At 57.6% G+C, this 18,248-nt stretch carries 11 protein-coding genes and 1 tRNA gene; 8 read left to right on the plus strand and 4 right to left on the minus strand.

Annotated elements, in window-relative coordinates:
- Positions 1 to 159 precede the first annotated feature (159 nt).
- Both VGR81_12930 and VGR81_12935 read right to left on the minus strand, forming a co-directional pair.
- On the minus strand, positions 160 to 801 hold the full coding sequence (locus VGR81_12930; GenBank protein ID HEV2289842.1) for a YdeI/OmpD-associated family protein: 642 nt from the start codon (positions 799 to 801) through the stop codon (positions 160 to 162).
- 4 nt (positions 802 to 805) lie between these two features.
- Entirely contained in the window at positions 806 to 2,203 is a 1,398-nt protein-coding gene (locus VGR81_12935) for an MBL fold metallo-hydrolase (protein HEV2289843.1), read from the minus strand.
- A 146-nt stretch (positions 2,204 to 2,349) separates the two neighbouring features.
- On the opposite strand from VGR81_12935, the gene VGR81_12940 reads away from it, so the two are divergent.
- Positions 2,350 to 2,937, plus strand: a complete 588-nt coding sequence (locus tag VGR81_12940; GenBank protein HEV2289844.1) for an acyloxyacyl hydrolase — start codon at positions 2,350 to 2,352, stop codon at positions 2,935 to 2,937.
- A gap of 136 nt (positions 2,938 to 3,073) precedes the next feature.
- Positions 3,074 to 5,569, plus strand: coding sequence for a M14 metallopeptidase family protein (locus tag VGR81_12945; GenBank protein ID HEV2289845.1), 2,496 nt, complete (start codon positions 3,074 to 3,076; stop codon positions 5,567 to 5,569).
- Between the two features lie 140 nt (positions 5,570 to 5,709).
- Here the strand turns inward: VGR81_12945 and VGR81_12950 are convergent.
- Positions 5,710 to 5,785, minus strand: a tRNA-Ala gene (locus VGR81_12950).
- Positions 5,786 to 5,892: 107 nt separating this feature from the next.
- Positions 5,893 to 10,320 (minus strand): M14 family metallopeptidase, encoded by a 4,428-nt coding sequence (locus VGR81_12955; protein HEV2289846.1) that lies wholly within the window; start codon positions 10,318 to 10,320, stop codon positions 5,893 to 5,895.
- A 330-nt stretch (positions 10,321 to 10,650) separates the two neighbouring features.
- Here VGR81_12955 and VGR81_12960 point away from each other — a divergent pair, with 330 nt between their 5' ends.
- The 6 genes from VGR81_12960 (at position 10,651) to VGR81_12985 (ending at position 18,222) form a co-directional block, all read left to right on the plus strand.
- Positions 10,651 to 11,385, plus strand: coding sequence for a sigma-70 family RNA polymerase sigma factor (locus VGR81_12960; protein ID HEV2289847.1), 735 nt, complete (start codon positions 10,651 to 10,653; stop codon positions 11,383 to 11,385).
- The gene (locus tag VGR81_12965) at positions 11,385 to 12,080 is read left to right on the plus strand and encodes a zf-HC2 domain-containing protein (GenBank protein HEV2289848.1); all 696 of its coding nucleotides are present in this window, start codon (positions 11,385 to 11,387) and stop codon (positions 12,078 to 12,080) included. Before VGR81_12960 ends, VGR81_12965 begins: the two co-directional genes overlap by 1 nt.
- 260 nt (positions 12,081 to 12,340) lie before the next feature.
- Positions 12,341 to 13,936 (plus strand): tetratricopeptide repeat protein, encoded by a 1,596-nt coding sequence (locus VGR81_12970; GenBank protein ID HEV2289849.1) that lies wholly within the window; start codon positions 12,341 to 12,343, stop codon positions 13,934 to 13,936.
- A gap of 54 nt (positions 13,937 to 13,990) precedes the next feature.
- On the plus strand, positions 13,991 to 14,878 hold the full coding sequence (locus VGR81_12975; GenBank protein ID HEV2289850.1) for a hypothetical protein: 888 nt from the start codon (positions 13,991 to 13,993) through the stop codon (positions 14,876 to 14,878).
- Positions 14,879 to 14,905: 27 nt separating this feature from the next.
- On the plus strand, positions 14,906 to 15,619 hold the full coding sequence (rnc, locus tag VGR81_12980; GenBank protein ID HEV2289851.1) for a ribonuclease III: 714 nt from the start codon (positions 14,906 to 14,908) through the stop codon (positions 15,617 to 15,619).
- On the plus strand, positions 15,619 to 18,222 hold the full coding sequence (locus VGR81_12985; protein ID HEV2289852.1) for an AsmA family protein: 2,604 nt from the start codon (positions 15,619 to 15,621) through the stop codon (positions 18,220 to 18,222). Before rnc ends, VGR81_12985 begins: the two co-directional genes overlap by 1 nt.
- Positions 18,223 to 18,248 lie beyond the last annotated feature (26 nt).

Genomic DNA, 18,248 nt, shown 5'->3' on the forward strand with positions numbered 1-18,248 from the left:
GAAGCAGGTCGGTTGCCCTGTGGTGGTCGCTCCCCACCCCCGAGTGGTGCGTTTAGTCTGTTGGAATATCAAACCTGCAAAAAGGTTTTCCGGCCCGCAAAATAAATTTCACATTCGCCGAAAGCGTTTCTGAATCGCCAAATAGCTATCCTGCCCCGCTCAGGGATGAAATTTCTGGCCTTTTGCCAGCATCTGTAGGATGGCCTTTATGCGCTTCTCGCGCGTTTCCGGCTTCTTCGCTGTTTGCAGGCGCCATCCAATTGCGTATGTGTTCGCTCTCGTTAATGACTTGAAAAAAGTCTCTGCTTTTTTGTTTTCGGCGAGCCGTTCGAGAAAATCTTTCGGAACTTGCATATTGCTCGGCGAGTCGTAGGCCATCTCCCATCGGCCATCGGCTTTCGCGGCCTCCACCTGCCGCAGTCCCGCCGGCTTCATCTTTTTTGCGTTAGTCAGCCGCGCGACGTGTTCGATATTTCGCTTTGACCAGATACTCCTTGCGCGCCGCGGTGTGAACTTCTGCAGCCACGACTTGTCATCGTGTTTTTGGATTTGCCCATCGATCCAGCCGTAGCACAGCGCTTCATCCAGAGCCTCGTCATGCGTGATGGAACCGACTCCCGAGCTTTTTTTGAAGAAGCGCAGCCAGACTCCCACGGAAGCTGCGTGATTTTCCGCGAGCCACGCTTCCCAAACCTTCGCCGACTTGAATGAAATTACTTTGAATGCGCCCGCAGCGGATGCGCGCGCGGCGTTTTTGTCTTTTCGTGGCGCATTCGCTGAACGCTCTATGCGATTTGCCATGGCCTCAGGCCAGCGGATCGAAAGAGTCACCTTGGCCCGGAATCGTGACCGGCCAGTGAAGTTTTTCCTGGACCGTACCGCGAAACGATTGCGCCGCTGCGGGTTCGCCGTGCACAAGAAATAGCTGCCTTGGCGGCGCAGCGAAGCCGGAAAGCCATCGGACCAGCTCGCCGCGGTCACCATGCGCCGAAAATTGGCTTACTTCCTGAATCTCGGCGCGAACGGGAATTTGTTCGCCATGAATGCGCGCAAATTTCGCGCCTTCCAGCAACTGGCGTCCGAGCGTGCCTTCCGCCTGATAACCTGCGAGAATCACGACGTTGCGCGCATCCGGCAATCTTTGCGCCAGATGGTGCAGGATGCGCCCGCCGGTGCACATGCCGCTGGCGGAAATAATGATGCACGGCGAATTCATGCTGTTGATCTTTTTAGAATCCTGAACGGTTCGAGTCATGTGAACTTCGTGCGTATTCAGTGGGTCATGATTTCCCGTGTGTTCCAGTTGCACGAATTGCAAACTATGGTCTTCCGTATGCCGAACGTATAGGTCCGTCACGCTGATCGCCATCGGACTATCAACGAACGTGGGCAGTCGTGGAATTCGCTGCTGCTCTTCCAATTGCCGGAAAATATACATGAGCGTTTGCGTCCGGCCCACGGCGAACGACGGGATTACGATCAGGCCGCCCCGTTTCACCACGCGGTTAACAATGTCGGCGATCGCATCATACGGAGAAGCCGTCGGATGATCTCGGTCGCCGTAAGTCGATTCGCAGAGGATGTAATCCGCTTTGGCGATTGGCTGCGGATCATTGAGGATGGGTTGATTGTAACGGCCGACGTCGCCGGAAAAAACCACCACGGACGATTTCCCGTTTTCTGTAATCGTGATCTGAAGTGACGATGAGCCGAGAATGTGTCCCGCGTCGGAAGGCTTTACCGTGAATTGGGGACTAATCGTGAAAGTGTCCTTGCGCGGAATCTCCTGAAAACGCGTCAGCGCCTGCTGCGCGTCGTTGACGGTATACAGCGGCAGCGCCGGTTTATGCCGCGAATATCCTTTTTTCATTGCATACGCTGCGTCTTCTTCCTGCAAGTGTGCGGAATCCGTAAGCATAAGCTCGCAGAGTTCGCGTGTAGCGGCATTCGCATAAATCGGTCCGCGAAAGCCTTCGCGAACCAGTCGCGGCAGATAGCCGGTGTGGTCAATGTGTGCGTGCGTGAGAACGGCCCAATCGATGCTTGCCGGAGGGATCGGCAGCGCGTCCCAATTGCGCTGTTTCAATTCCCGGGAACCCTGGAAGAGTCCGCAATCGACGAGCAGCCGCTTTCCGCCCGCCTCGACAAGATATTTTGATCCCGTGACAGCTCCAACCGCACCGAGAAAAGTGACTTTGGCCATGGCCTAGGCATTCTATGCTGAAAGCCTCGCGTTCTTGGTTGGATTTTGCAGAATGAATTCCGAGAGATATAAGGGCTTGACCGATATATCTGCGTGGAATACTCTTCGCCCGCGTTTCGTCGCAAATTCGCGCACCGGAAAGACGGATGCCACTTCGGCTCATTGCGCTCTGGCTATTGCTTGTCGCTCCGGCTGCGTTCGCTCAGGATCTGACTTCGCAAGCTCTGACGGACGGAGCATTCGAAATCGAGCCTCTTATCGCTGGCGGGACGGGCGCGGGTCACTCGGTCAACACGCAATTCCTTATCGCTGGAGTACGCTTCGGGAAAGTTCTCACCGGTGATCATCTCGGCGGCTGGTTTCGCGGAAATTTCGAATATGCAGGCGAAGCGCTTCCTTTGTATCTGGTGATGCAGCCCGGAGGGACGGTGTATGGTGGAAGTTTCAAGCCCATCATCCTCGAATGGAACTTCACGAGCCATCCCAAATTTACGCCCTATGCATTGATCGCTGGCGGTGTACTCTTCACCACGTCCAACGTGCCGCCGGGGAACACCTCTGCAGTCAATTTCACGTCGCAGGGCGCATTTGGTTTCCGCATTTTTACGCGCCCAAAGCATTCGTGGGATATCGAGATTCAGGGAGTTCATCACTCCAACGCAAGTCTGGGAACGCTGAACCCAGGTTTGAATGGCAGCGTCATGATTTCGATCGGCTATAGCTGGTTCAAGTAGTTTGTTGAAATTTGCGATTTTTCTTGTAACCGTTTGCAGTTCTGTGCCGTTCCACCGACTAATGCAAAGCGACACAATGGAATTTGCCAATCCCAGTCGAGCGGCACTAGAATTCGCCATCCGTGAGGAGAGTCCTGTGCGAAGAATCAGCAAGAGCTTCATCGTCCTTGCATCAGTCTTTCTGTGCGCGGCCTTGGCCGTCGCGGCGCCGAAGCCCAAGAAGGCCGTTCCGCCTCCCGTGCCAACGCCGGAATCTGTTTTTGGTTTCGCTCCGGGCGCGGATTATCACTTGGCCGACTTCGAGCAGATGACCAAATACTATCAGGCGCTCGCCGCTGTGAGCCCGCGCATCCGTCTGCAAAATGTCGGACCGACTGGCTACGGCCGCCAGATGTTCATCGCCATTATTTCCAGCGAAGAAAATCTTCGCCAGTTGGATCATTACCGCTCCATCGTTCAGCAACTTGCCTCCGGGAAACTCGATGGAGCGACGGCGCAGAAGCTCGCGGACGAAGGCAAGGCTGTTGTGTGGATCGATGGCGGTTTGCACGCGACAGAAGTCGCTGGCGCGCAACAGTCACCTGAGCTGGCATACATGGTCGTGAGCGAAGAGACGCCGGAGATGCAGCGCATCCGCGACAATGTCATCTTGGTACAGTGTCCGGTGATCAATCCCGACGGTCTCGATATCGTCGCGCACTGGTACGAGAAAAACGTCAATACACCGTACGAACTTGCGCCCACCATTCAGCTCTGGAACAAATACGTCGGCCACGACAACAATCGCGACTGGTACATGTTCAATCAGATTGAAAGCCGCGACGTGGCCAAAGAGCTCTATCAGGAATGGTTCCCACAAATCGTTTACAACCAGCATCAGTCCGGCCCGTTTCCGTCACGAATTTTCGTTCCTCCGTTTGACGATCCCATGAATCCGAACATTCCCGCCGAAGTGGTTCGCGGCGTGAATCTCGTCGGAGACGCAATGACACGGCGGTTCGAGGAAGAAAATCAGCCCGGCGCCGTTTCGCGCCAGGAATTCGATATGTGGTGGAACGGCGGTATGCGAACCGCGCCCTATTATCACAACATGATCGGAATTTTAACGGAGACCGCGCTGTTTGATTACGCGACGCCCGGCTACTATCCGCCGCAATCTCTACCGAAGACTTTCTCGAACGGCGTCTCTGCGGTCGAGCCGAGCATATACTATCCCAATCCGTGGCGCGGCGGCTGGTGGCATCTGAAGGACGCCGTCGATTACATGATCACCGGCGACATGGCTGTGCTCGACATCGCTGCGCGGCGCAAAGATCAGTGGCTTTTCGATTTTTGGAAGATGTGCCACGACGAAATCGCCCTCGGCGAAAAGGGCGGACCATACGCCTACATCATCCCGCAAAAGCAACATGACGCCACTGCGACCGGAGACATGCTCTTCGCCTTGCAAATGGGCGGCGTGCAAATCGAAAAGGCGACGCGGGATTTCGCGGTGAATGGCGTAACGTATCCGGCAGGCACGATTGTGATGCCTACGGCGCAGCCGTTCCGTCCGTATCTCATCGATTTGATGGAGCCGCAACACTATCCGGATTTGCGGCTCTATCCCGGCGGTCCACCGAAGCGTCCCTACGATATGACCGGCTGGACGCTGCCGATGCAAATGGGCGTGGATGTCGTTCATGTGGATCAACCCATTTCGATTTCCGCGGACCCAACGAAAATCGACGAGCCTGCACATCATTTCGCTCCTCCGGCAGGAACGAAGATTGGCCGCATTGGCCTTTACGATTCCTGGCAAGCAAATATGGACGCTGGCTGGACGCGCTGGCTGCTCGATCGTTATGCGATTCCGTACACGGATTTGCACGATGCCGACATTCGCGCCGGGAATCTGCGCCAGAAATTTGACGTGATTATTCTGCCGCAGCAGAGCGAGCAGAGCATGCTGCATGGATGGCAGCCGGGCGCAATGCCAGCATTCGGCGGGGAGGGCATTCGGCAGGGAGTCGTGCAGCGGCCTGAGTACGTCGGTGGCTTGGGCCTGCCCGGCGTGACGGCACTCGAGGATTTCGCCAAGCAGGGCGGCCGCATTGTTGCTCTGGACAGCGCTTCCCAGTTGCTCATTCAAGAATTCGGTTTGCCTGTGCGCAATGTCCTGGCAAATGTCGGCCCGACGCAATTCTACGGGCCGGGCTCGTTGCTGCGCATTGACGTCGACCCGGACCTGCCCGAGACACAAGGAATGCAAAAGGATTCCGTCGCGTTTTTCGTGAACTCGCAAGCTTTCGATGTTTGGGATCCGAAGAATCCATCCGGCCCGCCGCGATTCACCGGCAGCGAAACGCGCAAAGTCGATCCATTCACACAACTCGGCGAGCACGATGGAATTCGCATCCTCGCTGTTTATCCCAAGACCAGTCCGCTGCTGAGCGGCTGGCTCCTTGGCGAGCAACATCTGGAAGGCAAAGTCGCGGCGGTTTCTGTGCCGTTCGGCCAGGGGCGCATCGTGCTGATTGGCTTCCGATGCCAGTTCCGCGGCCAGCCGGAAAATACGTATCCGCTGCTCTTCAATTCGCTTGCTGTACCCGCCGATTCTGGCGGTGCATCAGCTGGCGCCGATGAGAAGTGATATCCGTCGCGGTGCGTTTCAGCTAGGTTTGGAACAAAGCCCGGCAAGAATCGTGGGTCTGCCCGCGCAATGCGCCGCAGTTTCTAAGCATCGTGGTGAACCGGGAAGTTAGCAGGCCAATTCGTTACGGATGATGCAAATGGTGGAGCCGATGGGATTCGAACCCACGACCTCCTCGATGCCATCGAGGCGCGCTCCCAACTGCGCCACGGCCCCACCGGGAAAAAGCTTCTGTTAGCTTTTATAGCATCCGCTTGCCCGCAGCGTCAAACTCGCTGACGTGTGCAGTGCCACAGTTCGCACGCATTTGCCATCTCGAATTTTCAGCGGTGCAAATTCGGCGCTGGCGAATCCTTTGTTGGAGGCGCGACCGACGGCAAAATCGGCCTTTCGCGCATCACTTGCCACGAGATGCCGCCGGAAACTTCTTTTTCCGTGTGCGTAATTCGGAGTTTTCCTTGTGCAAGATACTTCAAATGGACTTCGTCGAATGCTAGTCCAGCCGACGCGAGCAATCTCATGTAGTCGCCGTGAGCGGTTTCGTCGGGCGCTTCGGTATAGCCTGTGTCCCAGGTAATGTTCGGTGAAGCCCCGCCATAAAGCTCGCCCGCGCCGCTCCGCGCCGGGGCAGGCGAACCTTTGAGCGCCATATAAATGCGAATGCCGTCAACGATTGGCTGCGTCATGTAATCGGGATCCCAGCGCTGGCCATAGCGTTCATAGCGCGCATTCATGCGATTTTCGAGCGGCAGCAGGCCGGGCACGCTGCGCTCAGCGGCGACGATGCGGTCGCGCAATGCGTACGCAATCTGCTCGCTTTCCGGATGCGCCGGATCGCGCAAATAACCCATGCTTGTGAACCAACCTCGCGGAATCCACCATGCGCGTCCCGGATTCGCGCTTTCGCGCGTCTGCACCCAGGCGCTGTATTCGGAAAATGGCTGAATCCATTCGTGCGAAGGATAGCCATGCGGATTCAGAAAAGCGTCCGGCAGCCACGTCTGCAGCAGCAGTGGCCGCGTGCGCGATTCCGGATAAATCGGGTCCCTTTCCGCCTGTCCTTGGGTGACGTCCGCGCCGAGCGAGCCGTGGTAACCGGGATGCAACAGATTGTCGGGCGTGATTTTCGCAAGCTCGACCGACAACTGAGCGCCGTCGGGATTGTCGATGGGATGCAGCACCACGTTGACCTGCTTGAGCAGCACGCGCGTCTGCGGATCGGAGACGAGCAGCTCGCCCAACTTGTCTACATGGCTCGTGCTCGACACTTCGTTGGCATGTTGCCGTCCGGAATAAATGATGGAGGCCTTGAGCGTCGTCTCTTTCGCCCAGGATCGCAGGCGCGACGGCGACGGCTGCATGATGTCCGCCGCCCAGATGTTTTGTCCCAGGTAGCTTCGCCCCATCCAATAAACGTTGACGCCCGGATAAGCTGCGAGGCGCGCGAGGATTCTCGCGTTCCCTGCCGGGCTGATGGGTTCATCCCACTGGACAATCTCTCCTCCTGCCGCGTTCGCAGATTCGCCTCCTGATGTTTCAGGCGATTTGCTCGCCTGCATGATCATCGGTCGCGGGTCGGCTGGACCGGGAATTTCCCAACTCACATAAGCGCGCGGCTCCGGACTATCAACTTTCGCAGTGAGCGGGCGCGGCAACTCAAATTCCATCGCCATCTTCTGAAGATGTGCATAGGCAAGCGCATCGCGATAAATTCCCGCTGCATGCATCTCTTCCAGCCAGTGCAATTGCGCTTCAGCCTGCTCAACCGAAAAAATCGTGTGTTCCACTTGTTCGCGCGGCGCGAGCTTCACCCAGTCCTGATATTCGTCGTGCAGGTAATCGGCAGGCAGCGACCATGTCAGGCTCTCGACGCCTTGCTCTCCAGCTTTTACGCGAGCCTGAATCAGTCTCGGCCCGAATGCGCCGCTTAACGCAGGCAGGTGTCTTTCTTTCTCATGGCGCGCTCCTTGCGCGTCCGTCCAGCTCAGCCGCACCAGCGGATTGGCGGCGGGCTTTCCATAAAATTCGATATGTACGCGCCCATCCTTGCCGTCCTCCGAAGGATGAACAATCGGAATGATGCGCCCTGCGTAGTCGAAGGGATGCCCGGTTTCCAGGTCGCCCATCATGTCGAAAAAATTATCCGTCGCATAAAACGTGTCTTCTTGCAGAGCTTCGAGCGAGGAGATTCGCTCATGGTCGAGCCCGAGATTGTAGTCCGGTTCGCTCATGTGGAAATCCATTCGCAGCGTATCGAAGAGCGGCTGATATTCCGCGCGAACGTCGCCGTGCGCCTGCGCCATGATGAATTGGTAGATGCGCGGCAGCGTCACGTTCTGGTAGTGGTCCCAGAATTCTTCAATATCCGTCGGGATGCGCTCATCCAAAAGAACGTGCGCGGCGCTTTGTATATGAACCCATCCCGTTTCCACCTGCACTTCCTCGTAGCGCGGCATCACGCCGTTGTATGGCTGCATCACAGTCGCAACGCGAAAGTCGCGGGATAGCATTTCATGCCCGGCCGCGTCGAATGCATGAACGCGATAGGTTGGATCTCCCGGTTTTGATATAAATTCGTCGAAGGTAATTTTGGCCAGCGGCAGATTAAGCTTTCGGGCCACCATCTCGTCCACTGGGTAAAGCTCCTGCACCCAGCGCGCTTGCGAATACATCGTTCGCACGTGCGACGCGTCCGCGTCTTTCGCGAAATCGATTTGAACCTTGGCAACTGATTTGTTCGCGAGCTCCGGGGCAATTTCGTCCATCAGCCAGCTGTAACCTTGCTTGAACGCGCAAAGCACTTCGACGTGCATGTGCCCGCGCGCGACGCCCGCAAGCGCAAGAATTGCCTCAATCGCCGCCGTTAATTTCTGGCGCTCCTCAGGCCCTTCGCTGACGCGCGCTACAACCGTAACGGGCTGGCTCGGCTGAATCTTGCGCGCCGCGCCTTCCACAGCATGCAGCAGGCGATTGCCCTCCCATGGAATTACGAGATCCTCGCTGAATGTCGGCTTGGCCTGATGGAACACAGTCTCCGGTCCTTCGTAATGCAGCGCCGGATTTGCATCGCAACATTGTGTCCCCGCGTGCAGACTGCCCGTTTGCACATCCGCGTCAGAAACATGCAGTTGTTGCTCGATCGTCTTGCGAACATAATCCGCCAGTCCGGGATCCGCTAAATCGACATAAACATTTGCCTTCACATCATGAATGCCCGCGGTTCCGCTGCTCGCCTCGTTGATTTGCTTCATCCAACGATCTAGATGGTAGAGCGCCGCGCTCGCTTGGCCCGCGCTCGAATGCAGCGAAAAAAAACGGTGCAGGCCATAGCGAATGTTCTCGATCGAGAGATATTGTTTCCCTGGCTCCCAAAGGTTCGGAAAACGTCCGGAGATGAGGTCAAGTGCTGCAACGGAGCCTTCATCATCGCCTTTGATAATCACCGCTCCGTGTTTTGGAAATGCATCGTCCACAACCCGCGCCTCGCCTTCGCCCGACGCAAGGCTCGTCTCCGCCTGCGATGCGACAGTGTCCTCATCGCTCAGTTTCTTCAATGCCGCATCGGTAAGCGCAGACGCGCCCGCGATAACCGCTTGCGTCTTCACGTCCTTTGCTTTCGCATCGGTTGCCGGCGACGCAATCGGGAGCGTAATTCCCGTCGTCTCCAGCCCCATGCGCGCCGCCAGATTGGCCATCGCTACGCCTTCTGCTCCAGCGGGAACGTAAAGATGTGCATTGAGTGTCGCAGGAACAGGAATTTTCGGCGCTGCGTTGAACAGCCCTTTGCCGGTGTAGAGCGTTGCGAGGTCCAGTCGCCGCGACGGCTCCGAAGGATTTTCTTCCGTCCCTTCTTGTGCGGCTGCAGATGAAGCCTCGGCCCCGGCGCCAGCCGCGCGCGTCGTTGTTGACTTTGTTTCTGTATCCGTCGCGCTGGCCTGCGCCGCCATCGGCTTCGGATTTTCGACCGAGACAACCGTCGGCCCGCCAATGACGATGAGTTGCCGCACTGCTGCAAGATGTGGCGAGGAAAATGCCCCGCGCAAATCATCCGTCGAAATCGTGCCGTCGGCATGGAGAAACGCGCGTCGAATTCCGGGAATGTTCTGCGCATAAGTGACGCCAATCAATTGCGTCGCGCCGCCGTGCGCCGCCGCGCCCACCGCCTTGGCGATCTCGTCGAGTTCTTCGCCGGGAACTTTCCACTGATACGGCGCGCGCGCTGAATATGCATCCGCCGCAGCCAGCAAACCGGTATCATCGAAGCCCACAATCGCGAGATTGTCGCCCGTCAGGAAAACGCCGCCTTCGCCTTTTTCCAGCATAGAAATCAACGGGGCGAGCGTGCTCGACGTTTCCTGTGGCATCGCATTCTTACCGATCCAAATTCGCGGCCCTTTGCCATCAGTCTTGCCAGTCGTGGCTACAATCGGGAGCGTCAGTCCAGAAGTTCCATAACCAAGTCGAGCTGCGAGGTTTGCCGCAGCCGTATTCTCCGCGGCAGTCGGCTGCGCGGGTACGACAACGTGCCCGTCAATCGCGTCGGCGATCCCATTCTCGTTCGTGTCGATGAGCATCCAGCCTGCCGCAAAGGCATTTTCCAGGTGACTGGACGAAGCAGACTGCACGGAAGACGCACGTTGCACCTGATCCTGCCGTGCCGCTCGAACTACGACCGTTGCAGAAAGTGCCGCAACAACGGTCCCCGACAAGACCGCAATCCAAGCAATTCTTACGTCGCGTAGAAGCCCCATAAATCTCCTCGACGGATAAAGAATAAAATGTCGCGTAACTCTATTCCGAGATAGCCCGCATTTCAACGAAAGATGCTCCGAGAAACGGGCTAAATCTCACGTCCCAGTGCGTCACGGTGCGCCCTGCAACTGCATCCAGAGGAGCAAAGTCCTAATCCCTTCGGGCAGGTGCAGAACAGGCCGAAAATCTGCTATTCTAGGAAACAGTACGGCTCGGTCCGGTGTCTAAGTTATTAGAGGCTTTCCTGCGAGCTTCGGCGAACCTGCCGGGCAGGCGAGCGGGCCGAAAATTTGTCAGGTTGGGGTAGACCTGGATAGGCGGCACGACGCATGTCGGATTTGGCGCAGACTCTATCCTGGATTCAAGATGAGACGCAGCTACTCACCGAGCTGAGGTCCGGCTCGGATACTGCCTTCGATTGGCTTGTCACCTATTACCACGCCTCGGTTTACAACGTCATTTACAGCATTATTGCCGATCGCAGCGATGCAGCCGACGTAACTCAGGAGGTCTTCCTCAAGGTTTTCCGCGGCATTGGCGGTTTCCGCCAGGGCAGTTCGTTGAAGACGTGGCTCTATCGCATTGCCGTGCGCGAGTCGCTGAACCATCGCCGCTGGTGGCAGCGTCACAGCAAGCACGAAGTGTCCATTGATTTCTCGGCAAGCGATAATCAGTCCGCTGCTGAATTGCCAGACGCCGATGCGACGCCGTTTGATCGCTTCGCCAGGAATGAGTTGCAGACCGTCGTGCGCAATGCGCTCTCCGAGCTGCCGGAAGTCTATCGCAGTGCCGTAATTCTGCGTGATCTCGAGGGGCTTTCCTATGAGGAAGTATCCGAAGTCCTGGAAATCTCGGTCGCCACGGTCAAGACACGCATTCTTCGCGGACGCCGAGCTTTGAGAAAAATCCTGGACCCGGTGTTGCACGAGCCGTCGGCTTCCGCAGTTCGAAGCGAATTGCCGCGCGAAGGCGCAGTCATGCTTTCGGCGGCGAGCGGCGTTTCGGAGTCGCCGCTGAGTTCTTATGCTGCTATGGCAATGAATCGGGGAAGTGGAGGCGCATAATGACCTGCCGAGAAGTTTCACGGCATCTGGCGGGCTATTTGGATGGCGCAGGTCCGACGGACCGGCACGCGAATGTTCGCGTGCACCTGGAAAATTGTGCATCCTGCCGCGCGGACCTGGAAAGCTATCGCCGCTTGGCGCAAGCGCTCGCGGGTGCGAAGGCGATGATGCCACCTGCGGACCTCGCCACGCGCATCCGCGTCGAGGCTTCTCGCCTTCAGGTTTATAAGAGTGCCAGTCGGCCGATTCTCTCCCGTGCGCGCATGTTCTTCGAGCATATTTTGCGGCCACTGGCTGTTCCCGCGACCGGTGGTTTGTTGACTGCTGCATTTGTCTTCGTGTTTCTGGTTCAGAGCCTCATCGTGGGCATGCCAATGGGGAATATTCCCAACGACCTCCCAACGGATTTGATTCAACCGGCGCGTCTGGAGAGTCTCGCGCCATTCCCTCTGCCTGCTCTTTTGGGCGATGGCAAAGGCTCGGCCTCCGGAATGCTCAAGGTAGAGGCCACGGTCAATGCCGAAGGGCAAGTGGGCGACTACAAGATTCTTTCCGGACCGGACGACGCGGCCATTCGCCACCAGATTGATCAGATCCTGATTTTTTCTCGGTTTCGGCCTGAGCTCAATTTCGGCCGGCCGACGTCCGGCGGTCAGGTGATCGTCACATTTAGTGAGGTTCGCGTTCGCGGCTGAGCCACCGGCAGCGGTCTTCCCGCTCAAGATCGTTCGTGCTGCCCATGCTTGAATTCCTCGGATGGCTACTTTGCATCAGGTTCATGCCACGCCCTCTGTCAGCCCGTTTTTTCTGGTGGAGCGTTTCTTGACTCAGCCAACCCGGCCCTATAGAGTGAGAATCTCACATCAGTGATCCCCTGCATCGGGTGTGCGGCATCAGTCTGAAGGAGAGGGTTAAGTTTTTGCAGCACTGCGCCTTACGTCGAGAAACCACGGACATGAAGAGTCGAGGAACTAGTCGGCATCTGGTCCTGTGTGTTTCCGTCGCCATCGCTTTGTGTTTGCTTTGGGCTGCTTCTGCGGTTCGAGCCTCCGCGCAGGAAACGACGGAGGCCACGGAAAACTCGCCCAATCCAATCACCGTGCAGTTGAGTCCGCAACTGTTCGCCACCATGTGCGCTCTGGACGCCGCGGGTTTTGGCGCCAATTCGACCAATCTCAATTTAAGTCCTCTCGAAACCGACATTCAGGCACGCATGCTTCAATTAAAGGGCCCTGCCGCTGTCGCCGTTCGCCAGTTTTATTCTCAGCATCAGCATGCCGACCCTGAGGAAACACTCGCGCCGTATCTGTCTTTCGCTCTGGCTGTCGGGCCTCCGCCGGAATTTCATTTCATGGTTTCGCATGATGAATTGCCTCCCGCTGTGCTTTCCATCGACGGCTTTTCCGACGTCCTTCGCGATTTCTACTCCGAAGCGCAGATTGACCATGAGTGGGCAGCCGCCGAACCAGATATGGAGCGTGAGGCGGACCGTCTCACGGATCCTTTTCGGCAGATCGTTCTTCAAAGCACAGTCTATCTCCGTCAAATTCTCACGCCTGAGCAAGGCCGCACGTTCACCGTGATTCCCTCGATGTTGGTCGGCCCGCGCGTGGATTTTCGGAACGTGGGAAACCATTACATTGTCGTTGTCGGAGAAGGCTCAGTACTTCCTCTGGAAGATATTCGCCATGCCTTCCTGCATTTTCTACTGGATCCCGACGTTCTCAGCTACCAACCCGCCATTTCCACGCGGCGCGCACTCTTGAGCATTGCCGCCCGGGCGCCACAGCTCCCATATGCCTACCAAGATGATTTTGTGGGGCTATTCGATGAGTGTCTTGTTCGTGCGGTTGAGTTGAAGCTGCGCAAACTGGCGCCGGCTCCATTGGAAACGTTGTTAAGCGCCAATGACCGCACTGGCTTCATTCTCGTGCGGCCGGTTTACGAGCAATTGGCGGTATTTGAGAAAGATCAGTCCTCCATGCGCCTTTATATGCCGGATCTCATCCGCTCCATCAAAGTGGCGCAGGAGCAGAAGCGCCTGCAGAGCGTTCAATTCGCGCCCGCCGGCGAGCGAATTCAGTCCGGTGGAATCGGCGGTGAGGGCGCATCCGCCAACGCCGTCGGAGAAGCCGTTGTCAACAATGCGCTGATGCGCGGCGATCGCCAGATCGCTTTGCAGGATGCCTCTGGCGCAGCGGCCACATTTCAGAGCGTCCTCGACCAGCATCCCAACCTCCCGCGAGCTTTGTACGGGCTGGCTCTTGCTTCGCTCTTGCAAAACCAGGGGCAAAAGGCTGAGGATATTTTTGAAAAGCTCATCCAGCCTCCGAATTCGGGCTCGAAGCAGCTGCCTCCCAGTCCGGACATTTTGGCATGGTCGCATGTTTACCTCGGCCGAATGCATGACGTTCAAGGCGATCGAGATGGCGCCATGAACGAGTATCGAGCGGCATTGGTCGTCAATGGCGCGCCGGAAGCCGCGCGCGCTGCGGCGCAGCAGGGAATTGATTCGCCGTACCGGCCTCCGGCCGGGGCACAAAAGCAATAGCTCCTGAAGAAATCGCTGTGGGACGCGGCGCAAACGGAAGGAAAGGACATTTCGATGAAACGAAAGACAGGAATTCTGATGGGATTCGCGACGCTGGCTTGCCTGGCATTGTCGCCCGCGCTGTTTGCGCAGCAAGGACAGTCGCAGCAGCAGGGTCAGCAATCCGGGCAGCAGTCTCAGCCGCCCTCTCTGCTTCACCCGGCTGGCCAGCAAGCGCAGCAGGCTCCTGCCCAGCAAGCGCCCAAGGTGGATCCGAAAGAGGAGGCCGATTACAAAGCGTTATTCGACATGATGCAGTCTCCCACACCGGACCTCGACAAGGAAATTCAGTCCTCCGAGGATTTTTTGAAGAATTTTCCGCAGAGCCACTATCGCGCTTGGGTGGCCTCCCGATTGACGAATCTTTATTTCCAGAAGCGCGACATAACCAAAATGCTCAGCGCCTCTACGCTTGCCCTCCAGTTGAATCCTAACGATGTAAGTGTTCTCGTCCCGGTCGGCTGGGTTTTGCCGCGGGTTGACGCTAACGCTCCGGATTTTCCGGACCGGCTCGCCAGGGCCGAGCAGTATGAGAAGCATGCTCTCGAGCTCCTTCCCACTCTGCCCAAGCCGGCACAAGTCACCGATCAGCAGTTTGCTCAGAGCAAGGCTGACGCTGTCTCCCAGGCCCACAGCGGTCTTGGTCTGGTCTATTTCCGCGAAGGCAAATATCAGCAGTCGTCTGACGAACTTCAGCAGGCAACGCAAGTCACGACCGATAGCGATCCGACCGATTTCTTTATCCTCGGTCTGGATCTCGATCAGTTGCAAAAATTCGCCGACGCTTCCAAGGCGTATGATTCCTGTGCCGCACTGACGTCAACCCTGCAGGACACTTGCAAGCGCAATGGCGCTGCGGCCAAGACGAAAGCCGGCTCTCAGCCAGCACCTCGCAAACCCTGAGGTTTTTCGAGCGAAACACGGTACCCAATGACCGATCCGGAAAGGGAAGATCTCGAAGCCAGACTTGGCCACCGATTTCACAAGATCGGATGGCTGGAGCGCGCGCTCACTCATCGTTCTCATACCTTCCTCTCTGAGGAACATCACAATGAGCGCCTCGAATTCTTGGGGGATAGCGTCCTTGGCTTGGCTGTAAGCCAGGTCCTCGTACTTCGCTTTCCGGATTGGGAAGAGGGGAGTCTCTCGAAAGCGCGTGCTCGCCTCGTGAGCGCCGCCAGTGCGGAGGTCGCCGCAAACAGACTGCGTCTTGGTGACCACTTGCGCCTTGGCCCCGGCGAGGAAAAAACGGGCGGCCGCAAAAAACGAAATCTGCTCGCTGATGCTTATGAGGCTGTCGTCGGTGCCATTTTCCGCGATGCGGGATTCGAACCGGCCGCCGCATTCGTCGAGCGAACGCTTCTCCATGACACCCGCTTCACGGATTCCTTGCTCGACGATGAAGACAACAAATCTGCTTTGCAAGAATTGCTGCAAGGCCGCGGAATACCGCCCGCGGAATACCGCGTCGTCAAGGAGTCGGGCCCTGAACATCAGAAAATATTTCGCGTTTCCGTCCGCGTCGATGGGCGTTCTTTGGCCGAAGGAGAGGGACGCAGCAAAAAATCGGCCGAGCAGGCCGCGGCAGGACTGGCCTTAAAAGCGCTGCTCGCCGAACATGCAGGCGACGGCAAGGCTCGCTGATGGCGCTCGCCCCAACAATCGGTCCTAACCAGTCCAAAAGCTTCGGCAGTCGTCCGCTGCTGCCTGTCGCGCCCGCTCATGCGCGCCGCATTCCTCGCTGGTTCAGGATTCTCATCCTCGCGTTCGCCGCATGCCTCATCCTCGATTTCGGCCTTTCGCTCCTTCTGGAAGCTGGCTGGCTGAACCGCGCTTTGACGCTCAGGCTCGAAGCCGCATTTGGACGCCCCGTCGAAGTCAGCAACTATTCCTTCAGTCTGCTGGAAGGGCCGCGCCTCGAAGCGAATTACATCACCGTCGCCGAAGACCCGCGCTTCGGCAACGAATATTTCCTCCGCGCAGATCAGCTGGCCGTCGGCGCGCGCTGGAGCGAATTGCTTCGCGGCCACATGGAGTTCGGCGCACTCTCCTTTGTGCGGCCTCATCTCAATCTGGTTCATCTCCCCGATGGTCAGTGGAACCTCGAATCATGGCTCCCGGCCCCGCGCGGCGGCTTCTCGCCAGCGCGCGGACACGCCTCCGCGCGCATTTCGCGCATTGACGTCTCCGAGGGCCGCGTCGATTTCAAGCAGAGCGATGACAAATTGCCTTTCGCTTTTGTGGACGTGAAGGGCAGCGTCGAGCAGCTCAGTCCAGGCACGTGGAACATCGCCCTCGAAGCGCAGCCCTTTCGCTCCTCTGTTGTCGTGCAGCAGGCTGGATTGCTCAGTCTTCGCGGAACCGTTGGAGGCACTTCTTCGCGCCTGCGTCCCGCTGCGCTCGAGCTTGATTGGAACGCCGCATCTCTCTCGGACATTCTGAGGCTCGTGAAGGGGTGGGATTACGGCGTGCGCGGCCTTCTCTCTTTGCAGCTCGCTGCGCGGACCACGGGAACGGATTGGAATTTTTCGTCGCGCACGCAATTGCGTCGCTTGCATCGTTGGGATTTGGCCCTGCGCCCTGATGACCTGGCGGTTAATCTGAATGTCGACGCACATTGGACGCCCGGCAGCTCTCAGCTTAGTGTCACGCAGGCTGTCCTGGAAGCGCCTCGCTCGAACATTCACGGCGCAGGAAATCTGACTTGGGTTCTCGGCGCGAATCCCGCTCGCGCCGCCGTGAAAGACACCCAGCTCCGAATTTCCTCCGACGGAGTCGATCTCGCTGATGTCCTCACCTGGTATCGCGGCTTTCACCCTGGCGTCGCGGATCAGATCACGCTTCAGGGCGCGGCCTCACTTGATCTTTCTCTTTCCGGCTGGCCTCCTCGCGTTCGCAGTGGCTTCATTCGTACTTCTGGAGCCGAAATCGATGGCGGCGCAGCGCCCGCTCCCATTCGAATTGGCGATGCATCTTTCAATTTCTCCAAAGCGGGAGCCAGTCTCAATCCCGTAAATATTTATCTGGGAACGGGTCTGGGCAAATTCGAACTCGCTGGCTCCATGATGCGCGGTTCTCATTCTCAACCCGCGTGGACTCTCAACGGCCAGACTGCCGATGTGCGTATTCTCACCGCTTCCGCCGCTGCGTTAGGGTTCAGTTTGCCGCCCGGATGGATTATCGCGGGGCCTGCGCAAGCGCATTTGCAGTGGCCGGGCCACGGCTTTCCGCAGGGAGTCATCGCCGTGGACGGCTTGAAAATTCAGGCTCCGTTCCTCAATCGCGAAATCTCGCGCGTGGCGGCAACTGCTGACTTATCGTCTTCCGGCTGGAAAGTTCAAGTCGGCGCAGCGGATGCCTTTGGCGCGAACTGGCATGGGACCTTCGAGCGTCCCAATCGAAATCAGGAGTGGCAGTTTGCTCTCGCGGCAAATGAACTCAATGCCTCGGAGATGGATCGCTGGCTGAACCCTCAGCGCCGGCAAAATTTTCTGACGCGCCTCTTGCCGTTTCTCGCCACGCAGCCGCAGCCACAGCCGATGCCCGTGTGGCTCCGCGCCCGCGGCACGCTCGCTTTGGGTCAATTCAATTTGGCTCCCTTCGTCCTGCATCAACTGCACGCCGATGCCGCAGTAGACGGCCGCGAACTCCGTCTCACCAACGCGGAGACCGGTTTTTACGGTGGCAAATTGCTCGGCTCGATTGCTCTCAATCTCGTCTCGCAGCCAACGTATGAAGTGAATGCAAAATTCCGCGGCGTGAATTTAAGCCAGCTCGCGGCTCATACATTTTCTTTGGCCGAACTTTTTTCGGGCAGCGCCTCGGGCAGCCTGCGCATTTCCGCAAAGGGCATTGGCCGCGAAGCGCTCTTGCGTTCGCTCTCCTGCCAGGGCGCTGCGCAGATGAGCAATGCTGGTTACGCGGGAATGGATTTGCTCGAGTCCATAAGTGCTGGCGCGCGCCGCCCGGGAACCACGCTCTTTCCGGCAGCTTCCGCGGATTTCTCGTGCTCCGGCGGCAAAGTTCAGTTTTCTCGCTTGCTTCTCACTGGCTCGAAGAATCAAATCGAGGCCGCGGGTTACGTCGATTTTCAGCGCCAATTGAAATTCGAGCTGCACCCAGTTGACAATGTCCAGGACGAAAATAAAAATCTGAAAGCTCCCGATCCTGCACACGTCTTCGAATTGTCCGGCACTTTGAAATCTCCCCAGCTCTCCCGCGCCGGACTTCATCCGCCATCTCGATGAACGCGTCGCATCGCAAATTTCGCCGC

The sequence above is a fragment of the Candidatus Acidiferrales bacterium genome (genome assembly GCA_035934015.1).
Classification (GTDB): Bacteria; Acidobacteriota; Terriglobia; order Acidiferrales; family UBA7541; genus DAHUXN01.